Here is a 21,273-nt window from a genome sequence, read left to right on the forward strand (position 1 = left end):
AGATGGGGCTTCGATTTGTGCTTGGCCGTTCGGGAACGGGGAAAACGACCTACTGTCTGGATGCTATCCGCGCCAAGCTGCAAGGTGAGCCGGATGGAGCGCCGCTTATCATGCTTGTTCCGGAGCAGGCTACTTTTCAGACGGAATATGCCCTGTTGAAAGGCACGGCGCTGAACGGGACGATTCGCGCGCAAGCGTTAAGCTTCCGCCGTCTGGCCTTCCGCGTGATGCAGGAGACGGGCGGTACCGCACTGATTCCGATCAGCGATAACGGCAAGCATATGATGCTGTTTAAGATTATTCACCGCTTAGGAAAGCAGCTGGAGCTGTTTCAGAGCGGAGCGGAGCAGCCAGGCTTCATTGAGCGGCTGGGAGAGCTGCTGACAGAATGGAAACGCTACGGCATTGATGCCAATCTGCTGAAGGAAAAAACGGCTTCCGTCGAGGATGCTTCGCTTCTGAACCGGAAGCTGCATGATCTGCGTCTGGTCTATGACAGATTGGAGCGGGAATTAAGCGGACTTTATATAGATTCCGAAGATTATTTGACGCAATTGATAGACGGATACGCGTCCGCGACGGCTATGCACGGAGCCCAGCTGTGGATCGACGGCTTTCACGGCTTTACGCCAAAAGAGTATGAGGCGCTTGGCGCGCTTATTGCTTCAACCGCCGAAGTAACGGTGGCGCTCACGCTGGACCGTCCGTATGATAACGGCGAAATGCCGCATGAGCTTGAGCTGTTTCATCCTACAGCTGAAACCTATGCCAATCTGGCAGCCTTGGCTGCGCAGGCTGGCGTGCCTGTGCATGAAACGGTCGTGCTTGGCGAAGGCGCTGCTTCGCGTTTCAAGAGAAGTCCGATGCTGGCTCACCTGGAGAGGCATTACGGCGGAAGGACGCCCATGCTCTTGCCGGATAAGAAGATGCTTGCGGTGGACAGTCCGTCATGCGGGGTATCCCTGCATGCCTCCGCGAACAGAAGAGCTGAAGTGGAAGCTGCTGCAAGGGATATGGTGAGACGGGCCCGCGAAGAGGGGCTCCGTTGGCGTGACATGGCGGTAATGGTGCGTAATGCAGCCAATTATACGGACTATATTCAAACGATATTTGATGATTATGAAATTCCTTATTTCCTGGACCAGAAGAACAATACGGTCCATCATCCGCTTGTTGAATTTATCCGTTCTGCACTTGAGACGGTGCTTCATGGGTGGCATTACGAAGCGGTATTCCGCTGCATCAAGACGGAGCTGTTGTTCCCGATTGACGGGAGTATGTCTCGCGAGCTGTTCGACCGGCTGGAAAATTATGTGCTGGCGGCGGGAGTGGACGGCTGGAAGTGGCTTGACCGTTCCAGATGGCATCCTCTGATGCCGCAATCGCTGGAGGATGGTCCGGAGGCCGCTTCGGAGCCATCGGCGAAAGCCAAGCGGGAATTCCAGGCTGTAATGGCCGCGCGAGAGGCGATTGTGCCTCCGCTCAGACGGTTTGAGCAATCCTTGAAAAAAGCAACAAACGTGAAGGCAATGTGTGAAGCTCTGTATAAGCTGCTGGACCATGCGGATGCGGCCGACCGCCTGGAGCGATGGAGCCGTGAAGACAGTGCCGCCGGAAGCACGCAGCGCGCCAGATCTCATCGTCAGCTCTGGGACGGTGTTATGCAGATGCTTGACCAACTCGTGGAGATGGTCGGAGACGAAGATATGCCTCCGGAGTTGTTCGCCGGTATGGTGGAGACGGGGCTTGAGAGCCTGAAGCTTGCGGCTGTGCCGCCGGCACTTGATCAGGCTCTGATCGGAAGCATGGACCGGACGCGTTCCGGCGACGTGAAGATTTGTTACGTGCTTGGCGCCAACGACGGCGTTATGCCGATGCGCATACAAGAGGACGGAGTGCTTACCGAGCAGGAGCGGGAGCGGCTCGCCGAGGAAGGTCTTGTCATGGCGCCAGGCGTAAGGCGCAGACTGCTGGACGAGCGATTCCTTATTTATAACGCTTTGACGACGGCCAGCCATCATTTGTGGATCAGCTGGGCACAGGCCGACGAGGAAGGGAAAAGTCTGCTCCCTTCGGAAGTCATCCGGCAGGTGAAGCAGCTGTTCCCGGGTATCCCGGTCTATCAAGCGGCAGGGGAACCTACGCCAAGCATGGAGACCGGCGAGCAGCGCTCCTATATCGAACATCCTCAGCGGACGCTGGGGTATTTAATAACGGAGCTTCGTGCCTGGCGGCAGGGGGAAGACATTGCTTCTTTCTGGTGGGATATTTACAATTGGTACGCGATTCGGCCGGAATGGCAGGATAAGCTGCAGCTTATGAACGCCTCGTTAAGCTACTCCAATCAGGAGAATGAGCTGACGACAACAACGGCACAACAGCTGTATGGCACCAATCTAAAAGCAAGCGTATCGCGAATGGAAAGGTTTGTGTCCTGTCCGTTCCAGCATTTCGCTATTCACGGCCTAAAGCTGCGCGAGCGCCAGATGTACAGGCTTGAAGCACCGGATGTCGGACAGCTGTTCCATGCGGCGCTCAGCCGCCTGGCAGGAAGTGTCGGGCAGCGCTGGGGCTCCATGCCGGAAGGCCAGATCCGGGAAGCGGCAGCAAAGACAGTTGATGAGCTTGCCCCGAGACTGCAATCGCAAATTCTGCTCAGCAGCGGAAGATTTCAATACATTGCCCGCAAGCTGAAGGAAATTGTCGCGCAAGCGGCCGTCATATTAAGCGAGCATTCACGCAGGGCCCAGTTCCAGCCGGTAGGGCTGGAGGTTGATTTTGGCCCGGACGGAACGCTCCCCTCCCTTGTCATTCCGCTTGAAAACGGCAGCACAATGGAGATTATCGGGCGGATTGACCGCGTGGACGCGGCGGAGACGGAGGACGGATTGCTGCTGCGCGTGTTGGACTACAAATCAAGCGCGACGCAGCTCAGGCTGGAAGAAGTGGCGTTTGGTCTGTCCCTGCAGATGTTGACTTACCTGGATGTGCTCGTTACTCATGCATCCGAATGGCTAGGAAAGCCCGCGTCGCCTGCCGGCGTGCTGTACTTCCATGTGCATAATCCGATGCTTGCGGTAGCTAACGGTTTATCCGGTGCCGAGGTGAATGCGAGACTGCTTAAGAAGTTCAAAACAAAAGGGCTTATCACGGCCGAAGCAGAGACGGCAAAGCTGATGGACGGCGAGCTGGAATCCGGTTATTCGGAGATTCTTCCTGTTGCATTGAAGCGTGACGGAAGCTTTTACAGCAGTTCCTCGGTTGTAACGAATGATCAATGGGATGTGCTTCGCAGCTCGGTCAGACGGACAATCGGGAAAATAGGCACGGAAATCGGCTGCGGGAAAATAACGATCGAGCCTTACCGCCTCGGAACGAAATCTCCATGCCAATATTGCGATTATAAGCCGGTATGCCAATTCGATCCGTTATTTGACGGCAATGAATATATGAAGCTGAGCAAGCTCTCGGATGATGAGATTTGGGAGCAGCTAAATGGAGAGGAGGAGACGACGAATGGAGACGCCTAACATGCCGGAAAAGCCTGAGAACAGCACCTGGACGGATGACCAGTGGCGCGCGATTGTGACGGAAGGCTCGGATGTCCTTGTGGCGGCGGCGGCGGGCTCCGGGAAAACGGCGGTACTGGTTGAACGGATTATCAGGAAGATCTCCTCTTTCTCCGATGTCGACAGGCTGCTTGTCGCAACCTTTACTAAAGCAGCGGCAGCCGAAATGAAGGACCGGATCCGGATTGCGCTGGAGAAAGAGCTGGAGCGGCAGCCGAATTCGGAGCATTTGCGCAGACAGCTGGCGCTTATGAACCGTGCCTCGATAACGACGCTGCACTCCTTCTGTCTGGATGTTATTCGCAGGTATTATCCATTAATTGGCCTTGATCCTGGCTTCCGGATTGCCAATGAAACGGAAAGCGAATTGTTGCGTATTGACGTGCTGGATCAGTTGTTTGAAGAAAAGTATGAAGGTGCCGGCGATAACGGGGCTTTCCTGCGTCTGGCCGACCGTTATGGCGGCGAACGCGGCGACGAGCCTTTGTACAGGCTCGTGCAGCAGCTCTATGACTTCGCGCAAAGCCATCCTTGGCCGGAACATTGGCTTCGTCAGACTGCAGCAAGCTTTATGGTTGATAGCGTGGAGGGACTTCGCAACAGTCCGTGGGTGGCAAGCCTGAAGGCCGACGTCGAGCTGGCATTGTCGGGAGCGGCTTCCCTGCTCAATCAGGCGATGCAGCTGACAAAAGAGCCGGCTGGTCCAGCGCCTTATGCCGCCACGTTTGAAGAAGATCTCGCGCTTGTGAACGCTTTGACCGAGACGGTTCGTTTGCATCCTTGGGAGCTGTGGTTCGAATCTTTCCAAGCGGTTCAATTCGGCAAGCTGAAGGCCATGCGAGGCGATGATTATGACAAATCGATGCAGGAGCAGGCGAAGGAGCTTCGCGATCAGGCGAAAAAGCTGATCAGCTCGCTTGCCGATGAGCTGTTCGGGCGTTCCGCCGAGGAATTCGCTTGGGAGCTGCGCGAGCTTGCTCCTTTAATGGCTGCTCTAGCCGAGCTTGTTGTGGAATTCGGAGAGCGGTATGAAGCGGCAAAACGGGCAAAAGGTCTGCTGGATTTTGGCGACCTTGAGCATTATTGCTTGCGGATCTTAAGAGCGCCGGAATCGACGCCGGAGCGTACGTCTCCATCATCGGCTGCCCTTGAATACCAGCGGCAGTTTGACGAAATCTTGCTCGATGAATATCAGGATACAAACATGGTTCAGGAAGCTATCGTGTCCTTAATCGCTAATCCGGAGGCGGGCAACCGGTTCATGGTCGGCGATGTGAAGCAGAGTATCTACCGGTTCCGTCTTGCCGAGCCGAATTTGTTCATGTCCAAGTATAAAAATTACGGCGCGCCCGGCGGTGACGGTCTGCGGATTGATCTGGCCCGCAATTTCCGAAGCCGTCTGGAAGTGGTAGACGGAGTAAACGACGTGTTCCGCGCGATTATGCGCGAATCGGTAGCGGAGATGGATTATGACAAACGAGCTGAGCTGGTATGCGGGGCCTCCTATCCGGAGCCGGACCAGGCAGGTCTATTTGCGGTAGAGCTTGCGGTTATTGATAAAGCTGGTTCATCGGATTCGGAGGACGAGGCAGCTTCGGCTGCAACAGATTCCGAGGAGGAACCGGAGCGGGGGGCAGGCGCAGCAGCCGAATCAGCGGAGGAGCTGCAAACCGCGCAGCTGGAAGCCCGGCTTATTGCCCGGCAAATCCGGACGCTGCTCGATGAAGGCTTCCGCGTGTACGACGGCAAGAAGCGGGAAAGCCGACCTATGGAATGGCGCGATATCGTTATTCTGCTGAGGGCAACGCAGGCTTGGGCTCCCGTAATCATTGAGGAGCTGCAGGCAGCCGGCATACCTGCTTATGCGGAGCTCAGCAGCGGGTATTTTGACGCCACGGAAGTAGAGACGATTCTTTCTTTGCTTCGGGTTATCGACAATCCGTATCAAGATATTCCGCTTGCCGGCACGCTCCGTTCGCCTATCTTTGGACTAAATGCCGAAGAACTGGCCCTTATTCGGATTGGAGCCATGCACGACACCTACTATGATGCGGTTCTTCAGGCAGCAGGCGATCTGCTGCTTCCGGATGAGCTGAGACGCAAGCTGTCCTTATTTCTGGACAGGCTGGACCGCTGGCGCAATGACGCGAGACAGGGCTCATTGGCCGACCTGATCTGGAGCGTATACCGGGAGACCGGCTATTATGACTTTGCCGGCGGCCTCCCCGGCGGCGTTCAGCGGCAAGCCAATCTGAGGGCTCTGCACGACCGTGCCCGCCAATACGAGGCGACCTCCTTCCGCGGCTTGTTCCGCTTCCTGCGGTTCGTTGAGCGGATGCGTGACAGCGGCGGAGACCTTGGCACGGCCAGGGCACTAGGCGAACAGGAGAACGTCGTACGGATTATGTCCATTCATAAGAGTAAGGGTCTTGAGTTTCCTGTCGTTTTTGTGGCAGGCTTAGGCAAGAACTTCAATCAACAGGATTTGCGGAGCGCTTTTCTGAAGCACAAGCAGCTTGGATTTGGTCCCAAGTTTATTGATCCGGAGAAACGCGTCAGCTACCCGAGTCTGCCGTTCCTCTCGATTAGGCGCCGCATGCGCATGGAAATGCTGGCCGAAGAAATGCGCATTCTTTATGTGGCCTTAACCCGTCCGAAGGAGAAAATGTATCTGATCGGCACGGTGTCGGATGCGGCCGCCAAGCAGCGTCGCTGGCAGTCCGCGGCTGATGCAAACGGGTTTATCCCGGACTTCCGGTTAAGCTCGGCGTCTACGTTCCTGGACTGGCTTGGTCCGCTTGCCGCTGCTGCGTTCAACCCGCTGCCGGAAGAAGCTCTGCCTGGAGACGTTGACTCTCGCCTTTTGCAGTGGAGAGCTGGCGTTGTAGATGCTGCCATGCTTGGACTTGAAGCTGCTGCAGGCCTGGAGGAGCAGACGGAGGAAGATCGGGAAAGGGAAGACCGTCTTCAAGGCGTCCTCTCGTTAGCCCAGCTTGATCTGGTGGAGGAGGATGAGGAGCTCCGGACAAGGCTTGAATGGCGCTATGGCTATCTTGCCTCTACCCTCGTTGCTGCCAAAACCTCGGTGACCGAGATGAAGCGACTCCATGCCGAAGCGGTAGAACCGCTGGATGACAGCCAGCCGTTAGCTGCGGTTGACTATGACAGAGAGCAAGAGGGAAGCAAGAAGAGCATGGGCGGAAGCTACACGTTCCGCTTAAGACGGCCGAAGTTCATGGAGGAAGCCTCCTTGACGGCAGCCGAGAAAGGAACCGTGAGCCATCTTCTTATGCAGCATCTTCCGCTTACTGGCGATGTTAATGCTGCTAACCTTGAGACCATTCTCGGCGATATGGTCTCGCGCAGACTGTTGACGGCAAGACAGGCCGAATCAATCGATCTGCCTTCCGTCGCTTCTTTCTTTGATACCGAGATAGGCAAGCGGCTCGTTAACGCCAAGTGGGTTAGACGCGAGGTGCCGTTCAGCTGCATGTTTCCGGCTAGGCGGGTGTATCCGGGCCTGGCATCTGAGACGGACGAATCGGTATTGATTCAAGGGGTAATAGACTGTCTGTTTGAAGATGAGGACGGCATTGTCCTGCTGGATTATAAGACGGACCGAATATACATGAAAGAGTGGGAGAAGGCCGCTGAGCGGCACAGATTCCAATTGGAGCTGTATGCGGAGGCAATACAATCGGTTATCGGCCGTCCAATTGATGAAAGCCATGTCTTCTTCTTTGACGGCGGACAAGCGGTTAAATTATAAAGCTTAGGAAGAACAACAGCAGGATTGCTAAACTTTTCTGCGGATATTTCGTGAATATTCCGCAGAAAGTTATTTCTGTAGAGGATAGGAAGGATGGACAAGGATGGAACAGGATAAGGAGCCACAATCGAAAAAACGGTCTTACGCGCTGCCCATAACTTTATTGCTGCTTGTATTCAGCCTTACCGGCAACGTGTTCTTATACTCGCAGTCGCTTCAGGGCGACCAGGACGATAAGTTTGCGAAAGGCTCTGAGATTATTGAAGCAGCAACAAAGGCCGTATCTTATTATCAGACCGTATTGGACGATACAAATGCGATCCTGGAAGGCAAAGCGCTGGAGACCGGCACCATTCTCCGCGATGCTTCCGGAGTGACAGAGTTCTTGCAACAGGCGAGCAGCTTCGGCGAGAGCAGTGCGTTTGATCCCGGTCAAATATACAGCTTTGTCATCGATGTCGATAATTCGCTCGCATACATAAAAGAACAAGATGGAACACTGACTGAGCAGGAGTCCGTTTATTTGGAATCGGTTCAGGATATTTACTCCAAGCAGCTCGCCATCATGAAAGAGTTCAACCTTGACTCGGGCAAAACCCGCAGCGGGGCCATTCAGATCGGGGCGGGAATTGGCTGGCTTGATATTGCCAAGCAGCTTGATTCGTCCATACAGGAGCAGTCCGGCATGAAATTGCCCGCCCAGTAGCCAAATGCCCAGTTCTGCATACGATGGTAGCAGACGGGAGGCTGACAAGGATGGAGAAAGGCAAGAAGCAAAAAGGAAAGGCAACGGAAGTCAAACCGGCTGCATCCAAGCCGGCATCGATTGCTCCTGCGCAGGCCGAGAACCAGACGTTGGAGGTGCAGACGTCACTTGCGGAGCCGCAGATGAAATCGCTGAAGGATCACTGCTCCTCGCACATGCACCGGTATGTGCTCGCGCAAACGCATGACGGCTGGTGTGTTGACGGTATCGTGGAGTATGTGAACGACCAATATATATGCCTGGCTGTCCCATGCGGAGGGTCGCAAGGCTGGGATAACAGAGCGTTTGTGCCGTACCCCGGCTTGTATCCGTATCCGTACTATCCAAGAGGACGGTTCTATCGTCAGGTCCTGCCGCTTGCAGGCCTCTTGGCGCTTTCGCTGCTGCCATTTTATTAAGATTTGATGAAGAACCCGGTTCATGAATGCTTGAGCGTTCTGTCCGGCGTCCCGCGATTGGACGAGCATCCCTTTTATCGGTTATAATAATTGGCATAGTATGGATGAAGGGAGGGGCATATTTGGACTGTATTTTTTGCAAAATCATCGAAGGCTCCATTCCTTCGACGAAGGTATACGAATCCGAGAACGTTATTGCGTTTAAAGATATTCAGCCCGCGGCTCCTGTACATATATTGATTATTCCAAAAAAACATATTCCAACGATGAACGATGTATCCGATGAGGATGGACCGGTTATCGCGGAAGTGTTGGCGGCTGCGCGAGAAATCGCGAAGCAGCAAGGAATTGCCGAGTCTGGATACCGGCTGATTAATAACGTGAACAGCGACGGCGGTCAGGTTGTATACCATCTGCACTTCCATTTACTGGGTGGAGAGAAGTTAGGTTCTCTAGTAGGAAATAGTGTAAGTTGACACTTCATTTTGTTTTGTCTTATAATGAAGTTTGAAGTTTGATAAAACCGTGTTTAATGTTTAATGCTCTGGACGGTCTGTTTCGGAGGGAGGGAAAACTGGTGTCTGAAACTAAAGTTCGCAAAAACGAAACTATTGATGCTGCGCTTCGCCGCTTTAAACGTTCCATCGCTAAAGATGGCGTTTTGGCTGAGGTGAAAAAACGCAAGCATTATGAAAAGCCAAGTGTAAAGCGCAAGAAGAAGTCCGAGGCTGCGCGTAAGAGAAAGTTTTAGGAGGATCCTTCCATAATGAACCTGAGCGATAGATTGAACGACGATATGAAGCAAGCCATGAAGAATCAGGACAAGTTCAAGCTGACCACGATTCGCATGATTCGTGCGGCTGCTAAAAATTTGGAGATTGATTTGAAGCGTCCTCTCGAGGATGCTGAAGTGGTAGATATACTTAGTCGTGAAATCAAACAACGTAAAGATTCCCTCCAAGAATTTAGCAAAGCCGGCCGAGATGATCTGGTCACAGATCTTTCAGCAGAAATTGAAATTATTAGTCAATACCTTCCCGCACAGCTGACCGAAGAAGAGATAAAAGCGATTGTAACGCAGACCATCCAGGAACTCGGTGCTTCTTCCAAAGCCGAGATGGGAAAAGTCATGGGTGCGCTTTTGCCAAAAACAAAAGGGCGCGCTGATGGTAAACTAGTAAATCAATATGTACAACAATTTCTGCAATAACTATATGTTCGGACGAAGACACCCCTTTCGAGGGGTGTTTTTGCTTTTTTAGCAAAAGAAAATAAAGGCTTTCTCTATACGGGGTTTATCCGTTTACGCTTATATGTGACAAAATTGAAACATAATGTTCATATATGCGTATTAACGGTTACTGATTGAAAAGGAGGAGCGACACTTTGCAAACGAATCGATGGCGCTTTGCTGCTGTCATTTTGCCACTTCTGATGCTGGTTTCGATGATGCTGGTTGCCACAGGCGGACTGCTTGGCGGCAGTAAATCCGTACACGGAGCAGAAGCATCGGAAATCGGTCCCGCGGTGTACGTCGTACCGGTCAAGCAAACGGTGGAATCCGGGCTTAAATCGTTTTTGGAGAGGGCTTACAAAGAGGCGGCCGAAGCGAAGGCGGAAAGAGTTGTGATCGTGATCAATACGTTTGGCGGAGAAGTAACAAGCGCCGAGGAAATCGGTGAGCTGATCCGCAAGAGCAGTATTCCTACTACGGCTTACGTAGAGGGAAAGGCCGTATCGGCAGGCACTTATATTGCTCTTAACGCGCAAAACATTGTAATGGAGCCGGGAAGCACAATTGGCGCTGCCGCTGTAGTTAACGGCTCTGGAGACCTTATTGACAATCCAAAGGTTATCTCGTTCTGGGTGAAGACGATGAGAGAGGCAGCCGAGTTAAACGGCCGCAATCCGGATATCGCTGCTGCCATGGTGGATCCCGGCGTGACGGTGCCGCTGCCAGATCTGAAGCAGGTCAAGCAATCCGGCCAGATTCTGACGTTAACGGCTGATGAAGCCATTAAAGTCGGGTATGCAGAGTACAAGGCGGAATCCGTGGAGGATGCGATTAAGTGGCTTGGGCTCGAGAGCCGTGAGCAGATTAGTCTCAAGCCTACAATTTCCGAGAAGATTTCCTCATGGCTTGTTAATCCGGTAGTGATGACAGTGCTGTTCGTCCTGGGGATTGCCGGTATTGCCATTGAACTCTTTATCCCGGGCTTTGGCTTCCCGGGAATTATCGGGATTCTGTCGTTTGGCTTGTATTTCTTTGGTCATTATATTGCGGGATTTGCGGGGATGGAGTCAGTGGTGCTCTTCATTGTTGGAATAGCGCTGCTGGTTGTTGAGCTGTTTGTGCCCAGCTGGGGGATACTTGGCATTCTAGGCAGCGCCTCGCTAATTGCCGGGGTGTTGACTGCCGCATCCAGTCCGCTTACGGCATTTATCTCGCTTGTTATCGCTTTGGCGGTTGCAACGATTATCCTGTACTTCGTGGTGAAGAAATACAAGGACAGAGGCGTCTGGAATAAATTTATTTTGCGGGAAAAGCTGACAACCGATAAAGGCTACCTGTCCGCGGAAACAAAGGATGAGCTTCTGGGCCAGGAAGGGGTAGCGATTACGCCGCTTCGCCCGGCAGGAACAATCCAGATTGGCGACAATCGGATAGACGTTGTCACATCGGGGGAATTCATTGCCTCCGGAAAAACCGTAAAAGTAATAAAAACCGAAGGAACATGGGTTGTCGTAAGAGAAGTCCTGTAAGATAATGAGAAAAAATGACATGGAGGGTTATACCAAATGGATCCGATTGTATCCGTATTAATTATTGTAGTGGTAGCGATCATTGTACTATCCGTATTCTTAAGCTTCTTCCCGATTATGCTATGGATCTCCGCTCTGGCATCGGGCGTAAGAATCGGCATTATTACACTGGTTGCGATGCGTCTCCGCCGCGTAACGCCTAGCCGGATCGTTAACCCGTTGATTAAAGCAACGAAGGCTGGACTAGGACTTACGATTAATCAGCTGGAGAGTCACTTCCTCGCCGGCGGTAACGTTGACCGCGTTGTTAACGCCTTGATTGCCGCGCAACGCGCAAACATTCCGCTCGTCTTCGAGCGCGCGGCAGCGATTGACCTTGCCGGCCGTGATGTACTGCAAGCGGTGCAAATGAGCGTTAACCCGCGTGTCATCGAGACGCCTATCGTAGCTGCGGTTGCGAAGGACGGCATTGAGGTAAAAGTTAAAGCCCGCGTAACCGTACGCGCCAACATTGAACGCCTGGTCGGCGGCGCAGGCGAAGAAACCATTATCGCCCGCGTAGGCGAAGGCATTGTTACAACGGTTGGTTCCTCGAATTCGCATAAAGACGTGCTCGAGAATCCGGATATGATCTCCCGTACCGTGCTTGGCAAAGGTCTTGATGCCGGTACTGCCTTCGAAATCCTGTCCATTGATATTGCGGACGTTGACGTAGGCAAAAACATCGGTGCTCACTTGCAAACCGAGCAAGCCGAGGCCGACAAACGGATCGCGCAGGCGAAAGCCGAAGAGCGGCGTGCCATGGCGGTAGCGCAGGAGCAAGAGATGAAAGCCCGCGTCGTAGAGATGCGCGCGAAAGTCGTGGAATCCGAGTCCCAGGTTCCGCTTGCAATGGCGGATGCCTTGAAATCCGGTAAAATCGGCGTAATGGATTATATGAACCTGAAGAATATCGAGGCCGATACTCAAATGCGCAATACGATTGGCAAGCCGGACACACCTGCCGATAAAGACAACTAAGGCGCCCCGCTGCGTCGCGTGAGGGAGGTGCAGGCGTGAAATTAATAAGTTTTCTGCTCGAAAATATATACTGGGTCATCGTAATTGGCGGTGTTCTCTTCTCGATGTTTGGCCGCTCCGGTTCCAAGCGCCGTTCGAACCGAATGCCGAGCTTTGGCGGCGGGAACGATCCGCATAAGCCCGGAAACCGTCAAGATCCGGCATGGGAAGAGGAGGATGAAGAAGAATATCAGCCTCAGAAGCCCGTAATGACCAGCTCCTCCTCTCAAGGGGAGGGAATGGGCTCTGACGAGGGTACCGGGTCGCAGGCTTTGGAACGGGCCGTTCAGGCCGCTACCGGCCGTCCTTCGGAGCCGCCTCGTGCACGTTTGGGTGCAGCCAAACCCAAACCTCAGGCAGCCGTTCCTTCCGTTGAGAGCAGAACCGAGATAACGACTCCAAAAGCCGACGAGCTGCGTAAAGCGATCGTATGGGCCGAAATATTGGGGCCTCCGCGTTCCAAGCGCCCTTTTGGCAAATAATTTAAAGAACAGCCGTGTAACGATGCGTCTACGCATCGTTGCCCGGCTGTTCTTTTTTATCACCAAAGAGCATCCATATATCTCATAAATCGTTCCGTCGCCGCATATTTTGGTACAGTACAATAATGTGCACTCGCGCGGCGGAGGGGGACAATGGATCAGCTATGGGCCGTTTAAATCGTAAATTACGCAAATTGACTGCCGATATATTGGATTTGCCGCAGGATGTAGTCTATGATCTGCCCCGCATGACGATGATCGGAGACCGTCAGCTTTATATCGAGAACCATCGCGGCGTACTTCATTTCTCCAGCGAGAAGCTGAGACTGGCATTAAGCAGGGGCGAGCTGGAAGTGACAGGTACCTCGCTTGTCATAAGAACGATCTGGACGGAAGAGGTTTTCATAGAGGGTCAAATCAAAAGTATCGAAGTAAGGGATCAGGAGGGATAAGCATGGCTGGTCAATGGCTGCAGTGGATTCGCGGTGTTGTTACGGTGCATATCAGGGGCGGACAACCTGAACGGCTCGTGAACCGGGCTCTCGAAGGGGGGCTCGAACTGTCTTCCATCCGGTGGACAAGCGATAAGCTGCTGGAATTCGAGCTGTCAGTAGGGGATTTTTTCCGTCTTCGTCCGTTCTTGAAGGAGACAGGCTGCAGGGCGCATGTCACCAAGAGAGAAGGCATGCCTTTTTGGCTTGTCCGGATTGAGAAAAGAAAGTTTTTCGCGATTGGAATCGGTTTGTTTTTTATCGGCATTTATCTGTTATCCTCGCTTGTATGGTCCGTTGAAGTGAAAGGGAACGTCAAGCTGACGGAGGAGCAGGTTCTTAAGGCGGCTAAGAGCGAAGGGATCTTCCCGATGCAATGGTCATTCCGATTAAAGGACAAGGATCAGCTGGCCAAGGAGCTGGTGACGGATCTTCCGGGCGCTACCTGGGTTGGCGTGGAGAAAAAAGGGACAAGGATCGTCATTGAGATTGTTGAAGCAACAGAGCCCGAGAAGGTGGATCTGCAAAACCCCCGTCATCTGATTGCCTCCAATGATGCGGTTATTACGGAGATCTACACAGAGAAGGGCCGACCGGTCGTCAAGAAAAATATGAAGGTAAAGAAAGGCCAGACCCTGATCTCGGGAACCATTGGAGGCGGCGCTTATACGAAGTCCGTTGTGGCGAAGGGCAGTGTTCGGGGCCTCGTATGGTACGAATTTAATGTGGTGTCCCCTCTTGCGCAGGAGGTCAAGGTATATACGGGAGAGAAAAAGACAAAATGGTATGCCGTCTTTGGCAGCCGAGCTCTTCAGGTTAGCGGGTACGGCAAAAATCCGTTTGATTCTTCCGAGGATGTCGTCGTTGAGGAAAAGGCGGTGTGGCGCAGCTGGAAGCTGCCGTTCGGGCGGCTGAAAAAGACCATAATGGAGGTCCGGACCGACGTAAGGGAGCTTACGGACGAAGAAGCGAAAAATAACGGAATGCTCCAGGCGAAATCCGACGTCATGCTGAAAGCAGGCAATGACGCTGTTATATTAAAGGAAATTGTTTTGCATGAAAAGACGGACAATGGTAAAGTTTATATGAAAGTTCTTTTTGAAGTGGAGCAATCAATCGTAGAAGAGATGCCACTAGTCCAGATGCAAGGAGAATGAGGTTGTTGCAGAGTGAAGCAAAAGTAGTCAAAATTCCGCTCCAGAATGCCGTAGAGGGACTGGCCGTGTTTGGCCCCCAAGATAAGTATCTAAAGATTGTGCAGCAGCAGATGGAGGCAACTCTATCTTCCCGGGAAGCGGAGATTGTCATTTCCGGCCCTGCACAAGAAGTGGAATCGCTAGAGCAGTTCTATAATGTCCTGCTGCAGCTTGTCCGCGGCGGTTACACACCATCGGAGAGAGACATCACTTATGCGCTTGATCTTGCGCGCAGCATGCAAGCGGAAGAACTGCTCGATTTGCTTAAAGCTGAAATTACGACGACATACAGAGGCAAGCCGATTCGCGTGAAGACAATCGGTCAGCGTCACTATGTGAAGACAATCAAGAAGCAGGATATTGTGTTCGGGATTGGACCTGCCGGTACAGGCAAAACGTATCTTGCGGTTGTTCTAGCAGTTGCGGCGCTAAAAGAAGGCTCTGTTAAAAAAATAATGCTGACTCGTCCTGCCGTAGAAGCGGGTGAGAACCTGGGCTTCCTGCCCGGCGATCTGCAAGAGAAGGTAGACCCTTATTTGAGGCCGCTCTATGACGCGCTTCACGATGTGCTTGGTCCGGATCAAACGGCGAAGGCGTTCGAGCGCGGAACGATCGAGATCGCTCCGCTTGCTTATATGCGCGGACGTACGCTGGATGATTCGTTTATTATTTTGGACGAAGCGCAAAACACGACTCCGGAACAAATGAAGATGTTTCTGACAAGGCTTGGCTTTGGTTCGAAAATGGTGATTACAGGCGACGTGACGCAGATTGATTTGCCGCGGGGCAAAAACTCCGGGCTCATCGAGGCGCAGCGCATTTTACGAGATATTGACGAAATTGGTTTTATTCATTTCTCCGAGCAAGACGTCGTTCGCCATTCCTTGGTTCAAAAAATAATCGTGGCATACAACTGGGACGCTGAAAACAAAGCATAGAGAGGAATGTCCGCTCGATGAATCAGACTCAGGCCGGAAAACAAACAAATCTGCAGCAGGCCAAACCGGCTGGCTGGAAACAGAGCTCGGCAGTGCGCTACTTGCTCTTATTTATGTTTGTGCTGCTGTTCTATTTCAGCCTGGCGCCTCATCTGGTGCCGGAAACCTATGACATCCAGGTGGATGCCCCGAGCGATAAGGATATTGCGGCACCGCATCAAATCTTTGACAGCAAGGCAACGCTGGAAGCGCAGGAAGAAGCGGCAAACAAAATCGATTCCATTTACACCAATGTCGCTTTTCGCAATGAACAGCTGATCGATCAGATCTTTATCCGGATCGAGCAGTTGAACCTGGATGACCAGGTGACCGTTCAGAACAAGGTGGAAATCTACCGGAACGAGATTCCCGGCAAATACAATGCTTTTGTCGATAATTTCGTCAAGATGAACATGGGCTCCGACAAGTACAGCGATACCTTGCTGGACGAGATGTCTAAGGTTATCAAGGAGCAAGTCTATACGATACCGGAAGAGACGTTCTACAAGCTGCCCAATCTGACGCTGGACCAGCTGGAAGAGATGCGCACGGTCGGGCAGGAAGTCGTTCGCAAGCTGATGAGCGAACAGCTCCGAGATGCGGAGACGGCGCGCACGAAGGTAGCGGAGCTGGTGAATGCCAGCTCGCTGACCAACCGCACAAGCCGCGAGATCGTGCAGGAGCTGGCACGCTTTACGATAATGCCGAACCGGTTCCTCGATCAACAGGCTACTGACGAAGCCAAGATTCTGGCAAAGCAGAATACTCCGCAGGTTGTCATTAAAGAGGGCGATCTTATCGTGAAGCGCGGCGAGATCATTACCCCGGAAATGTACGAACTCCTGAAAGAGTCCGAGCTGCTGCAGGACAAACGCAATTATTGGCCTCAACTGGGACTGCTGCTCATGTCCGTCATAATGGTGGTCGGCTTGTACACGTATCTTCACCAATACGGCAGCATGGACAGTACCAAGCCGAGCTACAGCAATACTCATCTGCTGATGCTTTGGCTCATTTATCTGATCAATATTATTACGATGCAGGTTATTTCCCTAACGCAGACGGATTCCGCGCCATATGCCGGTTATTTGGCGCCGGCCGCGCTCGGAACGATGTTGATTACGCTGCTGCTCGACGTGCATCTGGCGCTGATCAGCTCCGTTTTGTTTGCGATTAGCGGAAGTATTATACTAAATACACAGACCGGGCAAATTTTCGATTTCCAGTACGGTTTTGTTATCATCGTTGTATCCCTGGCGGCGATTTTCTCGATTCACAGGGCAAGCCAGCGGTCTACGATTCTGAAAGCGGGCATTATGGTCAGCTTGTTTGGTTCGCTGGCCGTATTGTCGCTTATGTTCCTGACCGAACAGCTCGAGCAGGGTCCGCTAGTGTACTCTCTCGCTTTCGCATTCGCCAGCGGACTATTGACGGCGATTCTGGTTATCGGGCTTATGCCATTCTTCGAAATCACATTTGGTATACTATCAGCCTTGAAGCTGGTAGAGCTCTCTAACCCGAATCATCCGCTTCTTCGCAAGCTGCTCACCGAGACGCCGGGTACCTATCATCACAGCGTTATGGTTGGCAATCTCGCGGAAGCGGCAGCCGAGTCCATTGGTGCGGACGGGCTTCTCTGCCGCGTAGGTTCGTATTACCACGATATTGGGAAGACGAAGCGGCCGAGCTATTTTATCGAGAACCAGACCAATATGGAAAATCCGCATGATACGATTGAGCCTAAATTGAGTAAATCAATCATTGTGGCCCATGCCCGCGACGGGGTAGACATGCTGAAGGCACAAAACATTCCGAAGCCGATCCGGGATATCGCGGAGCAGCATCACGGTACAACGTCCTTGAAGTTCTTCTACTTCAAAGCTCTTAAACAAGCCGAGGAGCAGGGCATTCAAGTGAATTTCACCGAAGATGACTACCGTTATCCGGGGCCAAAAGCGCAATCGAAGGAAGCGGCCATCGTTGGTCTTGCCGATTGCGTAGAAGCGGCGGTCCGCAGTCTGCGGGGGCCAACCGTCGAGCAGGTCGAGGCGATGATTCAGAAGATTATTAAAAGCCGCGTAGATGACAATCAATATAATGAGTGCGATCTGACGATGAAGGAGCTCGACAAGATTGCTCACTCGCTCAAGGAAAGCGTGATTGGCATATTCCACTCGCGGATTGAATATCCGGAAGATGTAAAACCAAAGGAGCGTTAACTTAGCATGAGCTTGCAATTAGACTGGAGCAATGAACAAGAGAAAATCGAAATTCCGGAGCAATGGATCGAGAGGCTGGAGCAGCTTCTGCAGATTGCCGGCGAGATGGAAGGGCTGGCCGACGGCGAAGTCACCCTGACGTTTACCGACAACGAGCAGATTCACCAGCTTAACCGCGAATACCGCGATATCGACCGTCCTACGGACGTATTATCGTTCGCGATGCAGGATGATGGAACGGAAGAGCTCGACATTATCTTCGAGGTGGAGAGCGAGGATGAAGTTGACCCGATCTCCGGCATGCTGGGCGATATCGTCATCTCGGTTGAGAAGGCGCAGGAGCAAAGCGAGGATTACGGCCACTCCCTGGAACGGGAGATTGGGTTCTTGTTCGTACACGGTTTCCTTCATTTGCTGGGTTATGACCATATGGACGATGCAGGTGAAGCGGAGATGACTTCCAAACAGGAAGCCGTATTGCAAAAGGCAGGTTTGTCGCGTTAATGCCGAAGTTTATCCGCAGCCTTTCCTTTGCTTGTTCAGGAATTGTCTTGGCTGTTAGGTCCCAGCGGCATATGAAGATCCATGCTATAGCTGCTGTTATCGTATGCATAATCGGGGCTATGCTGCCCCTGACCCGTCTGGAATGGGCGGTGCTGCTGTTAACGATGGCGCTTGTTATTTCACTAGAAATGGTTAACACGGCAATTGAGAAAACCGTTGACTTGGCCAGCCCGGATATCCACCCGCTTGCGAAAGCGGCCAAGGACGTGGCTGCCGGCGCTGTGCTGGTCTCGGCATGTATGGCTGTCATCATTGGGCTGCTCATTCTTGGGCCGCCCTTATGGCATTTTATCGTGAATGAATAGGAATAATAGGAGTTGAGGATCATGGCATCATTCGAGGGATTATCGGAAGAATATTCGAAATTGCTAAATGCAGCGAAAGAGGCCATGTTGCGGGCTTATGTGCCATACTCCAATTTTCGCGTTGGTGCAGCGCTTCTGGACGACAGCGGCCATATCCATTATGGCTGCAATGTCGAGAACGCCGCATACAGCCCGTGCAATTGCGCCGAGAGAACCGCTTTATTCCGCGCAATTGCAGATGGCAAGCGGCCTGGACAATTCCAGGTCATCGCCGTCATGGGGGATACGGATGATCCGATTACGCCATGCGGAGTTTGCCGCCAGGTATTGGTTGAGCTTTGCAAACCGGACATGCCGGTTGTTATGGGCAATCTGGAAGGCAAATGGAACGTCATGACGGTTGCCGAGCTGCTTCCTGGCGCGTTTACACCGTCTTCATTAGAGAAAGGAAGTTAACCATTCAAATGAGTCAAACGAAATTCAGATCCGGCTTTGTGGCTATAATCGGCCGTCCTAATGTCGGCAAATCCACGCTTATGAACCATTTAATCGGGCAAAAAATCGCCATTATGTCGGATAAGCCCCAAACGACGCGCAATAAAATTCATGGCGTGTATACGACGGATACTACCCAGATCGTATTCCTGGATACACCGGGTATTCATAAACCGCAGTCCAAGCTTGGCGATTATATGATGAAGACGGCAGAAGGCGCCTTGAAAGAGGTCGAGGCTGTACTCTTCTTAATCGACGTTGCAGACGGATTGGGCGGCGGCGACCGTTTTATTATCGAGCAGCTTAAGAAAGTGGATACGCCCGTATTCCTTGTCATGAACAAGATCGACAAGGTTCAGCCTGAACAGCTTCTGTCGACCATTACGCAGTACAAGGATCTGTATCCTTTCGCGGAGATCGTACCTATCTCGGCACTTCAGGGCAATAACGTCGAAACGCTGCTAACGCAGATTCAGAAGTATTTGCCGGAAGGACCTCAATACTACCCGGCTGACCAGGTTACGGACCATCCGGAGCAATTTGTCTGCGCCGAGCTTATCCGCGAGAAAATCCTGCATATGACCCGCGAGGAGATTCCCCATTCCATTGCCGTCGGTATTGAAGATATGCGCGTTCAGGAGAATGGCGTAGTCTATATTGGCGCCGTTATTTTCGTCGAGCGGGATTCGCAGAAGGGGATTATTATCGGCAAGAAGGGCGCCTTGCTGAAGGAAGTGGGCAAGCAAGCCCGCCGCGATATTGAAGCGCTGCTTGGATCACGCACATTCCTGGAGCTTTGGGTCAAGGTGAAGAAGGATTGGCGCAACCAGGAGCGCGTTTTGAAAGATTTCGGCTTCCGGAACGATTAAGCCGGATTGACGAAATTTGTTAAGGATAGCATTCGTGGTTTTACCGCATCCTAATTACCGTCTAGGGCTTCATTTCCAAGGCGGAAAGGGATGAATACGAATGCGGAATTTTTCGTGGAAGTATTTTACATTGACCGGTGACGTAGAGTCTTACATGCTCTACAAGGAAATGGATCAGCTTGGTCCAGAGAATCATCCTCAACATTTGCCGGGAGACAATGAGGAGCTTGCTGCTGAGTTCGAGGATTCGTCTGCCCTTTAATTAGTTATCCTGCAGGCTGCCTTGAAGTAAGCATGGGGGAGAAGGGTGTATGCTGTATCGTGTGGAAGGCATTGTCATCCGCAGCATGGATTATGGGGAAGGCAATAAAATTATTACGCTTCTGACGAAAACAAACGGCAAGCTAGGCGTTATGGTGCGCGGCGCGAAGAAGGTGAAGAGCAGACATGCTTCTCTCGCGCAGCCATTTACATACGGCGAGTTCGTTTTTTTCCGGAATAAAGGATTAGGCACACTTAATGCTGGTGAGATTCTTGAATCTCACCATCTTTTGCGTGAACAGCTGGATCTGGCTGCTTACGCCTCTTATATGGCGGAGCTGACGGACAGAACGCTTCAAGAGGACGAGTCAGGCGCCTTATTGTTTGAACAGCTTAAGGCCGGCCTGATGGCGATGCAGGAGGGAAAGGATCCCCAAATTATTTCGCATCTCTATGAGATGCGGATACTGGATGCTGCAGGCTATTCGCCTGAGCTTGAAAACTGCGTAAACTGCGGAAGCGAGGAAGGACCCTTCCGGTTAAGTCCTCACGCGGGAGGCGTGTTATGTCCGCGCTGCGCAAGGAATGACGCGCAGGCCGTTCCGATGGGCGAGGGTGCTTATAAATTGCTCAGATTGTTCAGCCGCATGGATCTTAGGCGTCTCGGAGCCATCCAAGTGAAGCCGGAGACCAAAAAAGAGCTGAAGAAGATTATGAGAGAACTTATGGATGTTCATATCGGCATTCCGCTGAAGTCCAGAACGTTTCTGGATCAGATGGATAAGTATTCTTTTGATTAAGCCCACGCCGGCGGGAAATGAACGAATAAAATGTCTACGGGAACAACTTCAAGAAGCGGTCCGGCTGAAACGAAGAGTGTGGGCATTAGTGCCTAATAACTGGTTTGACAACGGCATTAAAAATGTTTAATATATTGGAATACGAATATGGACAGTGATGGAGAAAGTAGCAGTTGATGCCTTGTGATAGCGATTCGGGGACAGTGGAAGCCCGGGCAGGCCAAACTTGCGAAAGGGCACTCCGGAGTCAGTTAACCAAAAGAGGATTTTCGCGCGTTGCTTGGCATATG

Annotated in this window: 20 protein-coding genes; all 20 read left to right on the forward strand. The window is 52.2% G+C overall.

What is annotated here, in order from left to right:
- Positions 1-2 precede the first annotated feature (2 nt).
- On the forward strand, positions 3-3,530 hold the full coding sequence (gene addB / locus M3194_RS07805) for a helicase-exonuclease AddAB subunit AddB (RefSeq protein ID WP_251652858.1): 3,528 nt from the start codon (positions 3-5) through the stop codon (positions 3,528-3,530).
- Positions 3,517-7,338 carry a helicase-exonuclease AddAB subunit AddA gene (addA, locus tag M3194_RS07810; RefSeq protein ID WP_251652859.1) on the forward strand — a complete coding sequence of 1,274 codons (3,822 nt, stop codon included), beginning with the start codon at positions 3,517-3,519 and terminating at the stop codon, positions 7,336-7,338. Before addB ends, addA begins: the two co-directional genes overlap by 14 nt.
- Before the next feature lie 103 nt (positions 7,339-7,441).
- On the forward strand, positions 7,442-8,044 hold the full coding sequence (locus M3194_RS07815; protein WP_251652860.1) for a hypothetical protein: 603 nt from the start codon (positions 7,442-7,444) through the stop codon (positions 8,042-8,044).
- 50 nt (positions 8,045-8,094) lie between these two features.
- Positions 8,095-8,502: a hypothetical protein gene (locus M3194_RS07820; protein ID WP_251652861.1), complete on the forward strand. Its 408-nt coding sequence runs from the start codon at positions 8,095-8,097 to the stop codon at positions 8,500-8,502.
- A 122-nt stretch (positions 8,503-8,624) separates the two neighbouring features.
- Positions 8,625-8,978, forward strand: coding sequence for a histidine triad nucleotide-binding protein (locus tag M3194_RS07825; RefSeq protein ID WP_251652862.1), 354 nt, complete (start codon positions 8,625-8,627; stop codon positions 8,976-8,978).
- Positions 8,979-9,079: 101 nt separating this feature from the next.
- On the forward strand, positions 9,080-9,253 hold the full coding sequence (gene rpsU / locus M3194_RS07830) for a 30S ribosomal protein S21 (protein WP_005547957.1): 174 nt from the start codon (positions 9,080-9,082) through the stop codon (positions 9,251-9,253).
- Between the two features lie 15 nt (positions 9,254-9,268).
- Positions 9,269-9,712 (forward strand): GatB/YqeY domain-containing protein, encoded by a 444-nt coding sequence (locus M3194_RS07835; protein WP_251652863.1) that lies wholly within the window; start codon positions 9,269-9,271, stop codon positions 9,710-9,712.
- Positions 9,713-9,888: 176 nt separating this feature from the next.
- On the forward strand, positions 9,889-11,265 hold the full coding sequence (locus M3194_RS07840; protein ID WP_251652864.1) for an NfeD family protein: 1,377 nt from the start codon (positions 9,889-9,891) through the stop codon (positions 11,263-11,265).
- 36 nt (positions 11,266-11,301) lie between these two features.
- Positions 11,302-12,285, forward strand: a complete 984-nt coding sequence (gene floA / locus M3194_RS07845) for a flotillin-like protein FloA (protein ID WP_251652865.1) — start codon at positions 11,302-11,304, stop codon at positions 12,283-12,285.
- A 35-nt stretch (positions 12,286-12,320) separates the two neighbouring features.
- Entirely contained in the window at positions 12,321-12,806 is a 486-nt protein-coding gene (locus M3194_RS07850; RefSeq protein WP_251652866.1) for a hypothetical protein, read from the forward strand.
- Positions 12,807-12,970: 164 nt separating this feature from the next.
- Positions 12,971-13,258 carry a sporulation protein YqfC gene (gene yqfC, locus M3194_RS07855; RefSeq protein ID WP_251652867.1) on the forward strand — a complete coding sequence of 96 codons (288 nt, stop codon included), beginning with the start codon at positions 12,971-12,973 and terminating at the stop codon, positions 13,256-13,258.
- Between the two features lie 2 nt (positions 13,259-13,260).
- Positions 13,261-14,454, forward strand: a complete 1,194-nt coding sequence (gene yqfD, locus M3194_RS07860) for a sporulation protein YqfD (RefSeq protein ID WP_251652868.1) — start codon at positions 13,261-13,263, stop codon at positions 14,452-14,454.
- Positions 14,451-15,431 (forward strand): PhoH family protein, encoded by a 981-nt coding sequence (locus M3194_RS07865; RefSeq protein WP_251652869.1) that lies wholly within the window; start codon positions 14,451-14,453, stop codon positions 15,429-15,431. The genes yqfD and M3194_RS07865 overlap by 4 nt, the downstream gene beginning before the upstream one ends.
- Before the next feature lie 17 nt (positions 15,432-15,448).
- On the forward strand, positions 15,449-17,689 hold the full coding sequence (locus tag M3194_RS07870; RefSeq protein WP_251652870.1) for an HD family phosphohydrolase: 2,241 nt from the start codon (positions 15,449-15,451) through the stop codon (positions 17,687-17,689).
- A gap of 6 nt (positions 17,690-17,695) precedes the next feature.
- Positions 17,696-18,193 carry an rRNA maturation RNase YbeY gene (gene ybeY / locus M3194_RS07875; RefSeq protein WP_251652871.1) on the forward strand — a complete coding sequence of 166 codons (498 nt, stop codon included), beginning with the start codon at positions 17,696-17,698 and terminating at the stop codon, positions 18,191-18,193.
- Complete coding sequence (locus M3194_RS07880; RefSeq protein ID WP_251652872.1) at positions 18,193-18,558, forward strand: diacylglycerol kinase family protein; 366 nt, start codon at positions 18,193-18,195, stop codon at positions 18,556-18,558. The genes ybeY and M3194_RS07880 overlap by 1 nt, the downstream gene beginning before the upstream one ends.
- Before the next feature lie 21 nt (positions 18,559-18,579).
- Complete coding sequence (gene cdd, locus M3194_RS07885) at positions 18,580-19,014, forward strand: cytidine deaminase (RefSeq protein WP_251652873.1); 435 nt, start codon at positions 18,580-18,582, stop codon at positions 19,012-19,014.
- 8 nt (positions 19,015-19,022) lie between these two features.
- Positions 19,023-19,922 (forward strand): GTPase Era, encoded by a 900-nt coding sequence (gene era, locus M3194_RS07890; protein ID WP_251652874.1) that lies wholly within the window; start codon positions 19,023-19,025, stop codon positions 19,920-19,922.
- A 100-nt stretch (positions 19,923-20,022) separates the two neighbouring features.
- Positions 20,023-20,184: a YqzL family protein gene (locus M3194_RS07895; RefSeq protein ID WP_091188858.1), complete on the forward strand. Its 162-nt coding sequence runs from the start codon at positions 20,023-20,025 to the stop codon at positions 20,182-20,184.
- A 49-nt stretch (positions 20,185-20,233) separates the two neighbouring features.
- Positions 20,234-20,983, forward strand: a complete 750-nt coding sequence (gene recO, locus M3194_RS07900; protein ID WP_251652875.1) for a DNA repair protein RecO — start codon at positions 20,234-20,236, stop codon at positions 20,981-20,983.
- Positions 20,984-21,273 lie beyond the last annotated feature (290 nt).

Origin of the sequence: Paenibacillus glycanilyticus, from assembly GCF_023715145.1 — a bacterium.
Lineage (GTDB): Bacteria > Bacillota > Bacilli > Paenibacillales > Paenibacillaceae > Pristimantibacillus > Pristimantibacillus glycanilyticus_A.